This is a genomic window from Mesorhizobium sp. WSM4307 (genome assembly GCF_007003945.1).
Lineage (GTDB): Bacteria > Pseudomonadota > Alphaproteobacteria > Rhizobiales > Rhizobiaceae > Mesorhizobium.
On record NZ_VFTB01000005.1, the window covers coordinates 467,758 to 485,233 of the forward strand.

Sequence of the window (17,476 nt, forward strand, 5' to 3'; positions counted from 1 at the left end):
GCTGGCCTGCTTGACGTCGCGCCGCTAGAGCAATTCCAGGAAAAGTGTGAGCGGTTTTCCGTCCGGACTTGCGTTAAAACAATGAGATAGAGCGTTTCGCCGTTTCCGTGAAACGGTGAAACACTCTAGCTTCCCCAAGCTGGGTGGTCGGGAAATCTTGTCGCATCAAAAAATTGACGTTTACGCAAACGTCAATTTTTGCTATCCCGACTTCAACACGGGTCTGCATGCTGCCCTGACATCAATTCGGGGGCTTTCGGACCAGGTCCGCAGGGTGGAGAAAAAGCATGCCGACATACAGGGCGCCGGTCCAGGATACGCTGTTCGTACTCAACGAGGTGCTGGGCTATCAGCGCTATTCGAACCTTCCCGGATTTGCCGACGCCACGCCCGACGTGCTGGAAGCGATCCTGGCCGAAGGCGCCAAGCTCGCCGAAAACGTCATGCATCCGCTCAACCGCGTCGGCGACATGGAAGGCTGCGTGCGTCACGACGACGGCTCGGTGACCACGCCCAAAGGCTTCAAGGAGGCCTTCGACCAGTATCGCGAAGGCGGCTGGATGGGGCTGGCGGCGCCGGTCGAGTTTGGCGGCCAGGGCCTGCCCTATGCCGTGCACACCGCCGTCGCCGAATACATGGTCTCGGCCAACATGTCGCTGATGATGTATCCGGGCCTGACCCAGGGCGCCATCGCGGCGATCATCACCCACGGCACCGACGAGCAGAAGGCCAAATGGCTGCCGAAGATGGTCGAGGGCTCCTGGACCGGCACCATGAACCTGACCGAACCGCATTGCGGCACCGATCTCGGCCTGCTGCGCACCAAGGCGGTGCCGAACGGCGACGGTACCTACAAGATCTCGGGCCAAAAGATTTTCATTTCGGCCGGCGAGCACGACATGTCGGACAACATCGTCCATCTGGTGCTGGCCCGCATCGAGGGCGCGCCGGAAGGCGTCAAGGGTATCTCGCTGTTCATCGTGCCGAAGCTCAAGCTCGATGCTGCGGGCAATCCGGGCGAACGCAACACGCTCTCCTGTGGCTCGATCGAGGAGAAGATGGGCATCCACGGCAATTCGACTTGCGTCATGAACTATGACGAGGCCGAAGGCACGCTGCTCGGTGAGGAGAATGGCGGCCTCAAGGCGATGTTCACGATGATGAACGAGGCCCGCCTCGGCGTCGGCCTGCAAGGGCTTTCGCTGTCGGAGATCGCCTACCAGAACGCCGTTGCCTACGCCAAGGACCGCTTGCAGGGCCGTTCGCTCTCAGGCGCCAAGGCGCCGGACAAGAAGGCCGACCCGATCATAGTCCATCCTGACATCCGCCGCTCGCTGATGACCATGAAGGCCTTCAACGAGGCCGGCCGTGCGCTGGCGCTGTGGACGGCGATCAAGTCCGACATCGCGCATCGCTCCGCCGACGACAAGGACCGCCAGGCGGCGGACGACTACACCGGCCTGATGACGCCGGTGGTCAAGGGCGTGCTCACCGACAAGGGCTTCGACCACGCCGTCATGGCGCAGCAGGTGTTCGGCGGTCACGGCTATATCGAAGAGCACGGCATGAGCCAGTTCGTGCGCGATGCCCGCATCGCCATGATCTATGAAGGCGCCAACGGCATCCAGGCGCTCGACCTCGTCGGCCGAAAGCTCGGCCTGAATGGCGGCCGCGCCATCCAGGCCTTCTTCAAGGAGGTCGGCGAATTCTGCGAGGAGAACCGCGCCGACGAGAAGATGGCGCCCTTCACCAAGGGGTTGAAGAAGGGCCTGAACGATCTGCAGGCGGCGACCATGTGGCTGGTGCAGAACGGCATGGCCAAGCCCGACAATGCCGGCGCGGCCTCGACCGACTATATGCACCTCTTCGGCCTTGTTGCTCTGGGCTACATGTGGGCGCAGATGGCCAAGGCAGCTCAGGGCAAGACCGGCGCCAACGGCACCCAGTCCTTCTACGACAACAAGGTGGTGACGGCGCGCTTCTTCATGGAGCGGATCATGCCGGAGACGTCGGCGCATCTCGCCCGTATTTCGAGCGGCGCGGACACGCTGATGGCCCTGCCTGCGGAAGCGTTCTAAAGATGGTTGCCCTCTCCCTCGGGGGGAGGGCGGTTGAGGCCAGCGTGACGTGCGCCGGCGTCAACGCTGACGATGCGCTCTGGGAGGAGTACCATATCCACATGACCAGCCCCGCCGAAATACTTGGCCTTCCCAAGCCCGCCTGGGCGGCGGACGAGGTCGGCATGCTCTACGACATGGCAACCCGCTTCATGTCGGAGGAGATCGCGCCGCGCTACGACGAGTTCGAGAAGAACGAGATGGTCGACCGCGAGAGCTGGCGCAAGGCCGGCGCCGCCGGCCTGCTCTGCGCCTCGATGCCGGAGGAATATGGCGGTTCCGGCGGCACCTTCGCGCATGAGAGCGCCATCATCGAGGCGATCGGCCATGTCGGCGTCGATGGTTTTGGCATCGGCCTGCACAATTCGATCGTCGCCCCTTACATCCTCCACTACGGCTCCGAGGAGCAGAAGAAGAAGTGGCTGCCGAAGCTCGCCACCGGCGAGCTGATCGGCGCCATCGCCATGACCGAACCGGGCGCCGGCTCCGACCTGCAAGGCGTCAAGACGCGGGCCGAGAAGGACGGCAACCAGTACAGGATCAATGGTTCCAAGACCTTCATCACCAACGGCCAGCTGGCCAACTTCATCATCGTCGTCACCAAGACCGATCCGGAAAAGGGTGCCAAGGGCACCTCGCTGATTGTCGTCGAGACCGACGAGGTCGAAGGTTTTGAGCGCGGCCGCAACCTCGACAAGATCGGCCTGAAGGCCAACGACACGTCGGAACTGTTCTTCAACGACGTGCGCGTCCCGACCTCCAATTTGCTCGGCCACGAAGAAGGGCAGGGCTTCATCCAGCTGATGCAGCAATTGCCGCAGGAGCGGCTGCAGATCGGCACAGGCGCCATTGCCATGATCGAGCGGGCGCTGGCGTTGACCATCGACTACGTCAAGGAACGCAAGGCCTTCGGCAAGGCGATCATCGATTTCCAGAACACCCAGTTCAAGCTGGCCGAGCTCAAGACCGAGGCGACGATCGGCCGCGTCTTCTACAATGACTGCGTCACCCGCCACATCAATGGCGGCCTCGATCCCGTGACGGCCTCGATGGCCAAGTACTGGCTGAGCGACCTGCAGGGAAAAGTCGTCGACGAATGCCTTCAACTGCACGGCGGCTATGGCTACATGAATGAATATCCGATCGCCCGCATGTTCCGCGACGCTCGCGTCCAGCGCATCTACGGCGGCACCAACGAGATCATGAAATTGCTGATCGGCCGCTCGCTCTGAGAGCGGCGACCGGCAAACCCAAGGAGCACGAAAATGGCCGAAGCTTACGTCTATGACGCCGTGCGCACGCCGCGCGGCAAGGGCAAGAAGGATGGATCGCTGCACGAAGTGCCGGCGGTGCGGCTTGCCGCCAAGACGCTGGAAGCGCTGCGCGACCGCAACGGGCTGGACACCGGCACCGTCGACGACATCATCTTCGGCTGCGTCGATCCGGTCGGCGAGGCGGGTTCGGTCATTCCGCGCGCCGCCGCCTTCGAGGCCGGCTACGACACCAAGGCGCCTGGCATGCAGATCTCGCGCTTCTGCGCCTCCGGTCTCGACGCCATCAATTTCGGCGCCGCCAAGATTGCGCAGGGCGCCGACGAGATCGTCATCGCCGGTGGTGTCGAATCCATGTCGCGCGTCGGCATGGGTGCCTCTGGCGGCGCCTGGTTCATGGATCCTTCGGTCGGCCTGCCCGGCTGGTTCGTGCCGCAAGGCATCTCGGCCGACCTGATCGCCACCAAATACGGTTTCTCCCGTGACGACGTCGACGCCTATGCGGTCGAAAGCCAGAAGCGGGCCGCCAAGTCCTGGTCCGACGGCCGCTTCAAGAATTCGGTCATTCCGATCAAGGACCAGAACGGCCTGACTATTCTGGATCATGACGAGCACATGCGGCCTTCGACCGACATGCAGTCGCTGGCATCGCTCAACCCATCCTTCGTCATGCCCGGCGAAATGGGCGGCTTCGATGCGGTCGCGGTGCAGAAGCACCCCGAGGTGGAAGAGGTCAACCACGTCCACCACGCCGGCAACTCGTCCGGTATCGTCGACGGCGCGGCGGCCGTGCTGCTCGGCTCGAAGAAGGCCGGCAAGGCGATGGGCCTCAAGCCCCGCGCGCGCATCCGCACCTTCGCCAATATCGGCTCCGAGCCGGTGCTGATGCTCACCGGCCCGGTCGATGTCACCGAGAAGCTCCTGAAGCGCGCCAAGATGAAGCTGTCGGACATCGACCTGTTCGAGCTCAACGAGGCCTTCGCCTCGGTGGTGCTGCGCTACATGCAGGCTTTCGAGATCCCGCACGACAAGATCAACGTCAATGGCGGCGCCATCGCCATGGGCCATCCGCTCGGCGCCACCGGCGCGATGATCTTCGGCACGGTGCTGGACGAACTCGAGCGCCGCGATCTGAACACCGCGCTGGTGACGCTGTGCATCGGCGCCGGCATGGGCACCGCAACGATCATCGAACGCGTCTGACGGGGAGAGAAACAATGAGCTACATCAATTTCACCCTCGATACCGACGCTGACGGCATTGCGCTCGTCACCTGGAACATGCCGGATCGCTCGATGAACGTGTTCACCGAGGAGGTGATGGGCGAACTCGACAAGATCATCGACCAGGTGGTGGCCGACGCCGGCATCAAGGGTGCGGTGATCACCTCGGGCAAGGACAGCTTCTCCGGCGGCGCTGATCTGACCATGCTGCAGAAGATGCTTGCCGTGTTCGCCAGGGAAAAGACCAAGGACCCGGAGAAGGCGGCAAAGCTGCTGTTCGACAATGCCGGTCGCATGAGCGGTCTGTGGCGCAAGCTCGAAACATCGGGCAAGCCCTGGGTATCGGCGATCAACGGCACCTGCATGGGCGGCGCCTTCGAATTGTCGCTGGCCTGCCACGGTCGCGTCGCCGCCGATTCAGACAAGGTCAAGATGGCCCTGCCGGAAGTCAAGGTCGGCATCTTCCCCGGCGCCGGCGGCACCCAGCGCGTGCCGCGGCTGACCGATCAGCAGCAGGCGCTGCAGATGCTGACCTCCGGCCAGAATCTGTCGCCGCAGAAGGCGAAGGCCATGGGCCTGATCCACGAGATCGCCGAGCCGGCCAAGCTGGTCGAGACTGCAAAGGCCATGATCAGGAACGGACTGAAAGCCGTCCAGCCCTGGGACGAGAAGGGCTTCAGGCTGCCCAGCGGTCAGATCTATTCGCCGGCCGGCTTCAATCTGTGGCCGCCGGCCATCGCCATCCTTCGTCGCGAGACCTATGGCAATTATCCGGCCGCCGCCGCCATCCTGAAATGCGTCTATGAAGGCCTGCTGGTGCCGTTCGACACCGCTCTGAGAATCGAACAGCGCTATTTCACCGAGATCATGCAGACCAGGGAAGCGGCGGCGATGATCCGCTCGCTGTTCGTGTCACTGCAGGAACTGAACAAGGGCGCCCGCCGCCCGGACGGCGTGCCGGAAACCAAGTTCAAGAAGATCGGCATTCTCGGCGCCGGCTTCATGGGCGCCGGTATCGCCTATGTCACGGCCAAGGCCGGCATTCCGGTGGTGCTGCTCGACCGCGACATGGAGTCGGCCGAAAAGGGCAAGGCGCATTCGGACAGCCTGGTCTCGGATCAGGTCAGGAAGGGCCGCGCCAAGCCGGAGGAGAAGGACAAGCTCCTGTCGCTGATCACGCCGACAGCCGATTATGCCGATCTTGCCGGCTGCGACCTCGTGGTCGAGGCGGTGTTCGAGGATTCGGCCGTCAAGAAGGCCGCCACAGAACAGGCGGAAGCCGTGCTTAAGTCGTCCGCGATCTTCGCGTCGAACACCTCGACCATTCCGATCACCTCGCTGGCGAAGAATTCGGCTCGGCCGAAGAATTTTGTCGGCATCCACTTCTTCTCGCCGGTCGACAAGATGATGCTGGTCGAGATCATTTTGGGCAAGAAGACCGGCGACAAGGCGCTCGCCACCGCGATCGACTTTGTCCGAGCCATCAAGAAGACACCGATCGTCGTCAACGACACGCGCGGCTTCTACGTCAACCGCTGCGTGCTGCGCTACATGTCGGAAGCCTACAAGATGCTGATCGAGGGCGTGCCCGCGCCGATGATCGAGAATGCGGCGAAGGCCGCCGGCATGCCGGTCGGTCCCTTGGCGCTGACCGACGAGACGGCGATCGACCTTGCCCAGAAGATCATGAAGCAGACCAGCAGGGATCTCGGTGACAAGGCCGTCGACCCCAAGCAGATGGCGCTGATCAACACCATGGTCGACGACCATGGCCGCTTCGGCCGCAAGAACGGCAAGGGTTTCTACGATTATCCGGCCAAGCCGGCCAAGAAGAAGCTGTGGCCGGGACTGAAGGACCTCTATCCGCAGCTTGCGCCCGAGAAGGTCGATTACGAGGAGCTGCAGCAACGGCTGTTGGTCACCACGGCGCTGGAAGCGGCGCGGGTGATGGAGGAAGGCATCGTCACCGATCCTCGCGAGGCCGATGTGGGCTCGATCCTGGCCTTCGGCTTCGCGCCCTACACTGGCGGCGCGCTGTCCTATATCGACGGCATTGGCGCCAAGGAATTCGTCAAGATCGCCAAGGGACTGCAGAAGAAATACGGCGCCGAGTTCAAGGCGCCCAAGCTGCTCCTCGACATGGCCGAAAAGGGCGAAACTTTCTACCAGCGCTTCGACCCCTACGCCAAGGGCGACGTGAAACAGGCCGCCTGACGCCGGCCGAAACACAAAGGCTGGCCGACACACAAGGGACGCCATAGCACGTTCATTTTGCGCATGATGGCCACGGCACGCAGCCGTGGCCAAGCGGATGTTCATAACCTCCCATCAGGGCCTGCGCCCGGATAGGCTGATCTCCGACCATCGACCGCTGAAACCGCGCTCTTCGCGCGGCCAAGGGCGCGCCGTCTGGGCGTGGCGGCACGCAGTTTTGTTAGCGATCCGCCAGCTGCGCCCGGGTAGTGTCTCAGTTTGAAATCCGGCGGCCTTTACGCGCTGCTCGCTCTTGCCCTTCCGATGCGGTATGATTTTGTTTGGGAAAGCCAAATTTGATGGGCATTGGAATGTTGTCCTCCGACCTCACGAATGTCATCGAACAGGATCATTTGGCTGTGGGTGCTTTTGTTAAGGGCGATCCTGAGCCCCTGAAAAGCCTGTATTCGCGACGCGATGACGTGATAATCGCGAACCCGTTCGGTCCACCGGCCAGGGGATGGACAAAGGCTGCTGAGACCATGGATCGAGCTGCCACCAACTACCGGGATGGCGAGGTCATCGGCTTTGAGCGAATTGCCGAGTACGCGACGGCAGACTTGGGCTATATCATGGAGATCGAGCGGGTCCGATCCAAGGTTGGCGGCGCCGATAAACTGGCGCCGATTGCGCTTCGGACCACCACTATTTTCCGGCGGGAGGATGGCGTGTGGAGGATCGTTCTACGTCACGCCGATCCTATCACGTCGGGACGGCCAGCGGCGTCGGTGGTTGGTCAGTAGAAGATACCAACCGGACCGAAAGGTCAAAAGCGCCCCGCCGATGTGATCGGCAATGCCGTCCGCACCATGCGCATTGCTACCGACGAGGAAGCCGACGATCTGCAGGTCGACGGCAAGAGCGCCGCCGCCAAAGAGCTTGATTCGAAGGGTGGCAAGAAGCGCGCCGAGAATATGACGCCAGCACGGCGCGCCGAGATCGCGAAGAAGGAGGCGGAAAGCCGCTGGAAGCGCTAGGCGCGCCTCTCGCCATTGCCGCTCCGCAAACTAAGACACTACCTGCGCCCGGTGGACATGGCGGCGAATGCGCGCTAGACAGGAAGAGGCATTTTTTCCTGTTTCGAGGAGAGCGAGATTGCTCTCGCATGAGCGTGTCTGGGCTGCCATCGATGCTCTTGCCGAGCGCTATTCGCTTTCGGCGTCAGGTCTGGCGAGGCGCGCGGGCCTCGATTCGACCGCCTTCAACAAGTCGAAGCGCCTGTCCTCGGATGGCCGGCCGCGCTGGCCCTCGACCGAATCACTGGCCAAGATCATCGAGGCGACGGGTGCCTCGCTCGACGAATTCACCGGGCTGATCGAAGGCCGCATAGGCGCTGCGCCCGCCTACAGGCGCTCCGTGCCGCTGCTCGGCTTTGCCCAGGCCGGTGCCGGTGGCTTCTTCGATGATGCCGGGTTTCCGGCCGGGCAGGGCTGGGATCTGGTCGAACTGCCGGCGCAATCGACCGAAAGCTCCTATGCGCTGCAGGTGCAGGGCGATTCCATGCTGCCGCTCTATCGCAATGGCGACGTCCTCATCGTCGAGCCGGGAGCCATCACCCGCAAGGGCGATCGCGTCGTCGTCAAGACCATATCGGGCGAGGTGATGGCCAAGGTGCTCGAGCGCCAGACCGTCAAGTCGATCGCGCTGGTCTCACTCAATCCCGATCATCCCGACCGCGACATTCCCATGCGCGAGGTCGAATGGGTGGCGCGGATTGTCTGGGCAAGCCAGTAGGTCGGGCTGGTGCGGGTACCTCATCTCATTGTGGCGGTTCTGATGATCCCGGTGATGGCGGCCCTGGTCGTCGCCGGCGGCCGCACGCTGAAAGGAAGCCAAGGCACCGTCGCGGTGGATCAGATCGATCCCGGCGCGGGCACGATCTCTCAGGCCGGCACCGATGCCGGGTCTGACGAGCCGGCCACCTCAGCCATTCCCGCGCCGGCCGTTCCGCCACCGCCAAAGGCGGCGGTGCATTCGCGGGCGATCGATCCGGACGTCGTCGCGCCGCCGGAACTGCGCGTTGGGGAACTCGAGCGGGTCGAGCCGCGCCAGCCGCTGAGCAAGCTGGCGCTGGCCATGCCGCCCAAGCCGAAGATGCCCGATGACTGGAATGGCACCAAGCTGTTCCAGCCGGTCGCGACCGCCGCCGGCCTGATCGAGGCGAAAGGCTATTCGGTCGCGATCTCCGGCATCGATGCCGTCGGGCAGGACGAGACCTGCACCACCGACGGCAAGTCCTGGCCGTGCGGCATTCGTGCGCGCACGGCGTTCCGCGCTTTCCTGCGCGGCCGCGCCGTGGTCTGCACGGTGCCGCCCGAAGGCGGCCGCGACCGCATCGCGGCGGAGTGCCGGATCGGCAAGCAGGACGTCGGCCAATGGCTGGTCGACAATGGCTGGGCGCGTGCCGCCAAGGGCGGACCCTATGTCGCGGCCGGTGAAAAGGCGCAAAGCGCGAAGAAGGGCATTTTCGGGTCGGCGCCGAACCTGGCCGGCATGTCAGCGGTTCCGCCCGCGCCAGCCCCGGCGCCTCAGGCGCCGGGCTCGATCCTGGAAGAGGTCGACGGCGCCCTCAAGCCAGCTGACCAGCCAGCGCCTGCTGAATGAGCGCGCGGGTCTCGGCGACGCCGTAGAGCGCGGCGAACGAGCCGAAGCGCGGACCGCGCTCCTGGCCGATGAGCACCTGGTAGATCATCTGGAAGAAGGCGCCCGAAACGCCCGGGCCGCCCTCCGGGCTCTGCTTGGAATGATCCTGATAGCGTTCGATCTTGCGCGCCACATTGAGCGAAGCGTTCTGGATCGCTTCGCCGCCGGCATCCGCCGGCAATGCACCAAGTGCCGCGTCCAGGGCCTCGAGCGCCTCGCGTTCGACCTCGTCGGCCGCACGGAAGGTCTTCGTCGGCCGCACGAAATCGTCGAAATAGCGGATGGCGTGGCCGACCAGCTGGTCGAGATCGGGATGCGTCTTTGGCGTCACGCCTTGCGTATGGCGCGAGATGAAGCCCCACAGCACGTCCTTGTTCTGCGCATTGGAGGCGCTGACCAGGTTGAGCAGCAGCGAGAACGGCACCGGCATGTCGATATCAGGCGGATTGCCGTCATGCATGTGCCAGACCGGATTGCCCAGCCGCTCCTTCCAGTCCTGCCTGGGGTAGGCGCCCAGGAAGGTGTAATACTCATCCACCGCCCTCGGAATGACGTCGAAATAGAGCTTCTTGGCCTGCCGCGGCCGCTGGTACATGTAGAGCCCGAGACTTTCGGTCGGCGCATAGGTCAGCCACTCGTCGATGGTCAGGCCGTTGCCCTTCGACTTCGAGATCTTCTGGCCGTTTTCGTCGAGGAACAGCTCGTAGACGAAATGCTCCGGCGCGCGCCCGCCCAGGATGTTGCAGATGCGGTCATAGACCACCGCGTTGGTCTGATGGTCCTTGCCGAACATTTCGAAATCGACGCCGAGCGCTGCCCAGCGCATGCCGAAATCCGGCTTCCACTGCAGCTTCACCCGGCCGCCGGCGATCGAAAGCGTGGTCTCGGTGCCTTCATCGTCGAAGGTGATGGTGCCGGCCTTGGCGTCGACATGCTTCATCGGCACGTAAAGCACACGGCCGCTCTTCGGAGAAATCGGCAGGAACGGGCTGTAGGTCGCCTGCCGTTCCGGCCCGAGCGTCGGCAGCATCACCGCCATGATCTTGTCGTAGCGCTCGGCGGCGCGCAGCAGCATGGCGTCGAAACGGCCTGACTTGTAGTACTGCGTCGCGCTGGCGAATTCGTAGTCGAAGCCGAACGTGTCGAGGAAGCGGCAGAGCATCGCATTGTTGTGGTCGGCGAAGCTCGCATAGTCGCCGCCGAACGGATTGGGGACCGAAGACAGCGGCTTGTGCAGATGCGGCTCGAGTGCCGCGCGATCCGGCACGTTGTCGGGTATCTTGCGCATCCCGTCCATGTCGTCGGAGAAGCACAGCAGCTTGGTGGCGACCTTGTCCTGTGTCAGCACGCGGAATGCATGGCGCACCATCGAGGTGCGCGCCACCTCGCCGAACGTGCCGATGTGCGGCAGGCCCGACGGGCCATAGCCGGTCTCGAACAGGATCGTCTCGGGGAAGTCGCTGCCTTTGTAGCGCTCGATGATCTTTTTGGCTTCCTCGAACGGCCATGCCTTGCTCTCGGCCGCTGCCGCCAGCAGTTCGGGGTTGAGATCGATTATGTTTGATCCCGCCATGGTCGCGTTTTCCAAATTGTTCGCCGGCCAGATCATTCGCCGGTATGGTCGCAGTGTCGATTTTCAACCGGTCCTCTAGGCGCGCATGGCCGGAGCGTCAACGCGTGGGGCGCTTTTTCCTTGCGACCTTCGACCCCCGTTCCTAGCTTCGAAACCCGTTCAAGGAGTAAAGAATGCCGTCGCCGACCCCGCATGAAGCCCTGATCTACCTGATGGTCATCACCTCGGCCTCCGACCGCGACATGACCGATGTCGAACTGGCCCGGATCGGCGACGTTGTCCGCTCATGGCCGGTGTTCGAGGATTTCAAGCAGGACCGCCTGGTTCCCGTCGCCCAGGCTTGCCAGAAGCTGCTGCAGGAAAAGGATGGCCTCGAGGGTGTCCTGGCCCAAATTGGCGACGCCCTGCCGGAGCGCCTGCGCGACACCGCCTACGCCGCCGCCTTCGAAGTGGCCGCCGTCGATCTCGAAATGCGCATGGAGGAAGTCCGGGTGCTGCAGTTGATCCGCCGCAAGCTCGATCTCGACACGCTGACCGTCGCCGCCATCGGCCGCGCGGCCAAGGCGCGGCTGCGCACCCTGACCTGAATCTCAACAACCCTGGGCCGTGCTCTGAATCAGAAAAAACTGACCGGGAAATAGCGCAGGTAGAATTCGGCGAAGGTGCCTTTCATCGAGATCTCCTGCAGCGCGTAATCGATCGCTGCGGCCAGCGCCGGATTGTCCGCCCGTGTGGCGATAGCCATGCCCGTGCCCAGATATTCGGGCGCCAGATAGGGACCGCCGGCAAAACGGCAGCACCGGGCTGCATCCGAGCCGCCCAGCCAGAAGGCGAAACGCATGCCGTCACCGAAGGCGGCATCGATCTTGCCCGCCTTGAGATCGCTGTAGAGGGCTTCCGGTCCGTCGAAGGAGACGATTTGGACCGTGCTGAAATAGTCGCGCAGCATGCGCTCATGCGCCGAGCCGGCGAGAACGCCGACGCGCTTGCTGCGCAGCTTGTCGAAGACCGGTTCGGCAAGTGCCTTGTTCTTCGGCGTGATGAAGCGCGCCGGAAACGGCAGATAGGAGCGCGAGAAGGCGTATGTCTGGCGCGATTGCGGCGTCGCGGCGATGCCGGCGATGATTGCTTCGCCTTCGCCTTTCTCGAGGGCCCCTTCAAGCTCGCCCCAGGGCAATGCCTGGATCTGGCATTTGTCGGCAATGCCGAGTTCGGCGCAGATGGCGCGCGCCAGGTCGATGTGGAAACCGGACAGCTTTCCCGCGCCATCGAGGAAATTGAAAGGCGGAAAATCCGTGGTCGTCAGGAATCGCAGCCGTGGCAGTGCCGAGAGGTCGGGCTTCGGCAACCGCTCCTTGGCGTCCCACAATACCGGTACCTGCGGTTCGGCCGCGCGCGCCGCAGGAGCCGATGGCAGTGCCGCGATCAGCAGCGACGCCAGGACCAGGAACCTCCATTGGAACGCCACGATAGAACTCCGCGCCCTCGATTAGCACCGGTTTTGGTACGAAAATGGTACAGGCACAATGGTTTTTGATTTCAACGCGCCAATTTCAGGCTATGCTTTAGCACGTTTGCAAACAGCGGTGGCTGCCCTGGTTGGGGGACCCGGGTCGAGAACCACAACCGAGAATGTGCGTGTTGCAATCCGTGGTCGGTGGCCAAATGCAGACAACGCATGGACCATTGATCTCAATGCATGAGGCAACATGGGGTTATGTTGCGATGGGTCAATTCGATCGCACGCTGGAATACATAGACCAACTGCAGCACGCCGGAACGGCGGCGGCGGTCTGCGAGAAACTTTTGGGCATAACCTCGGATTTCGGTCTGACCGCGCTGATGGCGGGAACCGTTCCGCAGCCAGGCACACCGACAGGGCAGCAAAAGCAGCATGTGCTGCTTTGCGACTGGCCTGTCGAATGGCTGGAGCGCTACGTGGCGCGCAACTATGTCGATCACGATCCGGTGGTCAGCCACATGAAGCAGCTGCAGGCGCCGTTCCAGTGGCGCGAAGCCGCCCAGGGCATTAGCTTCGACAAGAGCAGCGATGAGGTGATGGGCGATGCCGGCGCCTTCAAGCTGCGCGACGGGCTGGCCTTCCCGCTGATCACGCTCGATGGCCAGATCGTCATGGTGTCGCTGGGTGGCGAGGCCGTGCAGCTGTCGGCGGCCGAGTTCGGCCTTGTGTCGCTGGTCTCGACCTATGCCGTTGGCCGCGCCATGCAAATCCACACCATGGCGACCAAGACCATCGACCACATAGAACTGACCCCGCGCGAGCGCGAATGCCTGCAATGGGCCGCCGTCGGCAAGTCGGAATGGGAGATTTCGCAAATCCTCGGCATCTCCGAACACACGTCGGAGAAACATCTTCTTAACGCCAAAAGCAAACTCGGTGCCGTCAACCGGGTCCAGGCCGTCGCCGAAGCGATAAGGCGCGGCTACATTAGTTAGGTCGGCCGTGCCGACCTAGAATTTCTTGCCTACGTGATCACGCAATTTTCTCGTTGAGGCACGGCCGTATCTTCCTCTTAAACCCAGGAGACGACGGCATGCTTTTTTGTCTTACAACTCAGGAATTGATGGAACGTCCCGACCTTTGGGAGGCCGTCCATCGTCTACGCTACCAGATATTTGTCGAAGAGATGGGGTGGGAGGACCTGCGGCGGCCGGACGGATTCGAGGTCGACCAGTTCGACCATGACGAGGCGGTGCATCAGATCGTCATCAGAGGCAACGAAGTCGCGGGCTATCAACGGATGTTGCCGACCACGCGGCCCCATCTGCTGACCGAGGTCTTGGCAGACCTTTCCGAAGGAACGCCACCATCGGGCCCCAACATCTGGGAATTGACCCGCTATGCGGTGGCTCCCGGCTTTCGCGATGGTCGTCGCGGCGTCTCGACCGTCGGAACCGAATTGATCGCCGGCTTCGTCGAGTGGGGGCTGAAGCGCGGTGTCGACAAGGTGATCATCGAGTTCGAGCCGATGTGGGTGCTGCGCGCCCTGCAGCTGCATTTCCTGGCGACGCCGTTGGGCTACCAGCGCACCTATGGCAATCAGCAGGTCGTGGCGACCCTGCTCTCCTTCAATGAGCACACGCTGGACGTTGTGCGTTCGCGCCGCAACCACCACGCTCCCGTCCTGGCCCGGGGATATCCCGACATGTTCGGCCAAAGGAGGGCGTCATGAGGTTGGAGACCGCCATGAACCCGCACCCGCAACCGGAACTGCGCAACCACACGCTGATCGTCACCGTGTCGTCGAATGACGGCCGGCCGGTGCTCGACAGAAGGGCCTATGAAAGCCTTGCCAGGACGTTCCATGAAGCCGCCGACAATGACGAGGTCCGTGTCGTCGTGCTGCGTGGCCTGGCAGGCTGCTTCTGCCTCGGCGGCGACTTTTCCGAATTCCTCGACGCCACCAAGCACCAGAAGCTGATCGCCGCCGTCACCGACATGTTCCGCACGCTGGCGACATTCCCCAAGCCCATCCTCGCCTGCGTCGACGGCGATGCCGTCGGTGTCGGCTGCACCATCCTGTTCCACTGCGACATGGTGATCGCCTCGAATGAAAGCACGTTCCGCGTGCCGTTCGTCGATTTCGGCCTTGTGCCGGATGCGGCGACCAGCATCCTGGCGCCGCAGAAGCTCGGCTATGCCGGCGCCTTCCGCTTCTTCTGTCTCGGCGACACGCTTCACGCCGAGGACGCCAGGGCACTCGGCCTCGTCGCCGAAATCGTGCATGACGGCGTGGAGGAGGCGACACTTGGCCGCGCCAGGCAGCTCGCCAAGAAGCCGGTTGCCGCCCTGCTGCAGACCCGCGGCCTGCTCAAGGGCAACACCGGTGCGCTGTGCGACCGCATCGACCAGGAGATATCGCTGTTCCAGCAGGCGTTGCAAGACGACACCACGCTGCGGCGCCTGCAGCGGATCGCCCGGCTCGCGGCCTGAGCAACCGCGTCAAGAGCCACGCGCCGCGCTGCCAGGTGGCCGCGCGGCGCGGGAAGGCCTAGCCTTCCTTGCCGAGGAATGACGGCCCTTCGCCGATGATCTTCTTGTCTTCCTTGCCGATGATATCGAGATCGCGCCCCTCATAGGGTACCGACAACAGGATGCGCCGCATCACCGCCAACCGCGCGCGGCGCTTGTCATTGGCCCGCACGATGATCCATGGCGCGAATGCCTTGTGGGTGCGCTCGAACATGGTGTCGCGCGCCTTGGTGTAATCGTCCCATTTCGTGATGCCGGCGACATCGATCGGCGAGAACTTCCAGCTCCTCAGCGGGCTGTAGCGGCGATCGTGAAAACGCTCGAGCTGCGTTTCCCGGCCGATGTTCAGCCAGAATTTGAAGAAATGGATGTCGTCGTTGACGATCATTCGTTCGAAATGCGGCGTCTCGTCGAGAAACTTCTCGTGCTGCTCGGGCGTGCAGAAGCCCATCACCGGCTCGACGCCGGCGCGGTTGTACCAGGAACGGTCGAAGGTGACGAATTCGCCTGCCGTCGGGAAATGATCGACATAACGCTGGTAGTACCATTGTCCCAGTTCGGTGGGGGTTGGCTTGGTCAGCGCCACGTTGCGCGCCGTGCGCGGGTTGAGATACTGGTGCACCACGAAGATCGTGCCGCCCTTGCCGGCGGCGTCGCGGCCCTCGAACAGCGCCATCACCCGCTTCCCGGTCGCCTGCAGCCAAGCCTGCGCCTTCACCAGCTCGATCTGCAATTTCTCGAGCGTCTCGTCATAGTCGTCGCTTTTCATCTTCTTGTCGTAGGGGTAGCCGCCCGCGGTCAGCTTGTTGTCCTCGACCCAGTCCGGGAGCTCGGGATTCTCGATGTCGAACGCCCGCTCCTTGCCGTCGATCCTGATCTTCAGCGGACCTGACGTCGCTGTTGCGGGATTTTCCTTGGCCTTTTTCATCGAGACGAACCCTTTCCAGCTTACGGACTCATGCTATTGGGAGCCTCCATGCCGGTCTAGCAGGAAGTTGCCATACGGCCGGACAGCGCCCGAGAGGGCTATAGGATGCGCGGATGGCTGAGCAAAGCGCAGAGCAGGCAAGTGTGGCGCAAGCCATGGCCATCCGGCTGTGGAACAGCCGCTGGCTGCTTGCGGCCGGTGTCGTCGCGGTTCTGACAGCTTTTGCCTTTGCCAATATTTCCGCCTACGTGCTGGTGCCGGCGCTGCTCCTGTTGCTTGTCGCTGCGATGCTGCCAGCCGCAGGCCTGCGCCAGTCCGGCGAGAATGCCGCCGCGATCGAGGCGATCGGCCTGCAACGCCTGTCAGGCGAATATCTTGCGGCCGCCGTCGCCGATCCGCTGATCATTTTCGACCGCTCCGCCACCATCGTCCATGCCAACGCCGCCGCCTTTGCCGCTTTCGGCGGCATCGCACCGGGCCTGTCGCTGCCGCTGAAATTCCGGGCGCCGGAAATGCAGACGCTGCTCGACAGCGTGCTGTCGGGCAGTATCGCCTCTGATGTGGTCGACTATACCGAAAAGCTCCCGGTCGAACGGGCCTACCGGGTCAGCGCGTCCTCGGTCGGGCACGGCACCGACCTGTATGTGCTGGTGTTCAAGGACCAGAGCGAAACGCGCAGGATCGACCGCATGCGCGCCGATTTCATCGCCAATGCCAGCCACGAATTGCGCACCCCGCTCGCCTCGATCGCCGGTTTCATCGAAACGCTGCGCGGACCGGCCCGCAACGATCCGGCGGCGCGCGAGCAGTTCCTGCAGATCATGCAGAACCAGACCGGCCGCATGGCGCGTCTGATCGATGACCTGCTGTCATTGTCCCGGCTGGAGATGAAGCCCTATCTGAAGCCCGGAACCGAGGTCGACCTGCGCCAGACCGTCGACAGCGTCATCGATTCACTGGCCCCGCTTGCCCGCGAAAATAGCGTCGTCATCGAGCGTGATTTCGCCAAGGGACCACTCAATGTGCCGGGCGATCGCGACGAGCTGTTCCAGGTTTTCGAGAACTTGCTGGAAAACGCCTGCAAATACGGCCAGTCCGGCGGCCGTGTCGTGGTCTCGATCGCGCGCGCCGATGACGGTTCCGAACCCGGCATCGACGTCACCATCCGGGATTTCGGTCCCGGCATTCCCGAGGAGCACATTCCGCGCATCACCGAGCGCTTCTATCGCATCGATGTCGAGACCAGCCGGACCCAGAAAGGCACCGGCCTTGGCCTGTCCATCGTCAAGCACATCCTGACGCGCCACAATGCCAGGCTGACGATCAAATCCGAGGTCGGTAAGGGCGCCGCCTTCTCGGTTCATTTGCCGACGCACTGATAGTGCCCTAGTTTCCCCTGGAAGCGTTTCTTTTTTCTGTCATCCGGCTAGCGTATCAGCGGGGATTCGAGGAAACGACTCAAGAACCCGTGGGA

The 17,476-nt window shown here is 63.1% G+C and carries 16 protein-coding genes; 13 read left to right on the forward strand and 3 right to left on the reverse strand.

Annotation, left to right across the window (positions count from 1 at the left end):
* Window positions 1–287: 287 nt before the first annotated feature.
* The 8 genes from FJV83_RS14895 to FJV83_RS14930 all read left to right on the forward strand — a co-directional run bounded on the left by FJV83_RS14895 (window position 288) and on the right by FJV83_RS14930 (window position 9,468).
* Window positions 288–2,078 (forward strand): acyl-CoA dehydrogenase, encoded by a 1,791-nt coding sequence (locus tag FJV83_RS14895; RefSeq protein WP_142886590.1) that lies wholly within the window; start codon window positions 288–290, stop codon window positions 2,076–2,078.
* Window positions 2,079–2,179: 101 nt separating this feature from the next.
* Window positions 2,180–3,349, forward strand: a complete 1,170-nt coding sequence (locus tag FJV83_RS14900) for an acyl-CoA dehydrogenase family protein (protein ID WP_095771874.1) — start codon at window positions 2,180–2,182, stop codon at window positions 3,347–3,349.
* Window positions 3,350–3,382: 33 nt separating this feature from the next.
* The gene (locus tag FJV83_RS14905) at window positions 3,383–4,591 is read left to right on the forward strand and encodes an acetyl-CoA C-acetyltransferase (RefSeq protein ID WP_095771875.1); all 1,209 of its coding nucleotides are present in this window, start codon (window positions 3,383–3,385) and stop codon (window positions 4,589–4,591) included.
* Window positions 4,592–4,605: 14 nt separating this feature from the next.
* Window positions 4,606–6,825: a 3-hydroxyacyl-CoA dehydrogenase NAD-binding domain-containing protein gene (locus FJV83_RS14910; protein WP_142886591.1), complete on the forward strand. Its 2,220-nt coding sequence runs from the start codon at window positions 4,606–4,608 to the stop codon at window positions 6,823–6,825.
* A gap of 338 nt (window positions 6,826–7,163) precedes the next feature.
* The gene (locus tag FJV83_RS14915) at window positions 7,164–7,607 is read left to right on the forward strand and encodes a nuclear transport factor 2 family protein (RefSeq protein WP_095791885.1); all 444 of its coding nucleotides are present in this window, start codon (window positions 7,164–7,166) and stop codon (window positions 7,605–7,607) included.
* A 42-nt stretch (window positions 7,608–7,649) separates the two neighbouring features.
* Window positions 7,650–7,841 (forward strand): RNA-binding protein, encoded by a 192-nt coding sequence (locus FJV83_RS14920; protein WP_245437729.1) that lies wholly within the window; start codon window positions 7,650–7,652, stop codon window positions 7,839–7,841.
* 118 nt (window positions 7,842–7,959) lie between these two features.
* Window positions 7,960–8,598, forward strand: coding sequence for a helix-turn-helix transcriptional regulator (locus tag FJV83_RS14925; protein WP_095771878.1), 639 nt, complete (start codon window positions 7,960–7,962; stop codon window positions 8,596–8,598).
* 9 nt (window positions 8,599–8,607) lie between these two features.
* Entirely contained in the window at window positions 8,608–9,468 is an 861-nt protein-coding gene (locus FJV83_RS14930; protein ID WP_348645169.1) for a thermonuclease family protein, read from the forward strand.
* Here FJV83_RS14930 and FJV83_RS14935 read toward each other — a convergent pair.
* A complete protein-coding gene (locus FJV83_RS14935) occupies window positions 9,434–11,080 on the reverse strand; it encodes a lysine--tRNA ligase (RefSeq protein ID WP_142886593.1) in 1,647 nt (548 codons plus the stop codon). The two genes, FJV83_RS14930 and FJV83_RS14935, sit on opposite strands and share 35 nt — an antisense overlap.
* Window positions 11,081–11,253: 173 nt before the next feature.
* On the opposite strand from FJV83_RS14935, the gene FJV83_RS14940 reads away from it, so the two are divergent.
* On the forward strand, window positions 11,254–11,667 hold the full coding sequence (locus FJV83_RS14940) for a tellurite resistance TerB family protein (RefSeq protein ID WP_095787308.1): 414 nt from the start codon (window positions 11,254–11,256) through the stop codon (window positions 11,665–11,667).
* Between the two features lie 29 nt (window positions 11,668–11,696).
* Here the strand turns inward: FJV83_RS14940 and FJV83_RS14945 are convergent, their stop codons facing one another.
* Window positions 11,697–12,548: a transporter substrate-binding domain-containing protein gene (locus FJV83_RS14945; RefSeq protein ID WP_095787309.1), complete on the reverse strand. Its 852-nt coding sequence runs from the start codon at window positions 12,546–12,548 to the stop codon at window positions 11,697–11,699.
* A 257-nt stretch (window positions 12,549–12,805) separates the two neighbouring features.
* Here FJV83_RS14945 and FJV83_RS14950 point away from each other — a divergent pair, with 257 nt between their 5' ends.
* The 3 genes from FJV83_RS14950 to FJV83_RS14960 all read left to right on the forward strand — a co-directional run bounded on the left by FJV83_RS14950 (window position 12,806) and on the right by FJV83_RS14960 (window position 15,035).
* The gene (locus tag FJV83_RS14950; RefSeq protein ID WP_095771882.1) at window positions 12,806–13,537 is read left to right on the forward strand and encodes a LuxR family transcriptional regulator; all 732 of its coding nucleotides are present in this window, start codon (window positions 12,806–12,808) and stop codon (window positions 13,535–13,537) included.
* A 98-nt stretch (window positions 13,538–13,635) separates the two neighbouring features.
* Complete coding sequence (locus FJV83_RS14955; protein ID WP_095771883.1) at window positions 13,636–14,274, forward strand: acyl-homoserine-lactone synthase; 639 nt, start codon at window positions 13,636–13,638, stop codon at window positions 14,272–14,274.
* A complete protein-coding gene (locus FJV83_RS14960; protein WP_245437728.1) occupies window positions 14,271–15,035 on the forward strand; it encodes an enoyl-CoA hydratase-related protein in 765 nt (254 codons plus the stop codon). The genes FJV83_RS14955 and FJV83_RS14960 overlap by 4 nt, the downstream gene beginning before the upstream one ends.
* 58 nt (window positions 15,036–15,093) lie before the next feature.
* Here the strand turns inward: FJV83_RS14960 and ppk2 are convergent, their stop codons facing one another.
* Window positions 15,094–16,002 carry a polyphosphate kinase 2 gene (gene ppk2 / locus FJV83_RS14965; protein WP_142886594.1) on the reverse strand — a complete coding sequence of 303 codons (909 nt, stop codon included), beginning with the start codon at window positions 16,000–16,002 and terminating at the stop codon, window positions 15,094–15,096.
* A gap of 113 nt (window positions 16,003–16,115) precedes the next feature.
* Here ppk2 and FJV83_RS14970 point away from each other — a divergent pair, with 113 nt between their 5' ends.
* On the forward strand, window positions 16,116–17,381 hold the full coding sequence (locus FJV83_RS14970) for an ATP-binding protein (protein ID WP_142886595.1): 1,266 nt from the start codon (window positions 16,116–16,118) through the stop codon (window positions 17,379–17,381).
* Window positions 17,382–17,476: the final 95 nt, after the last annotated feature.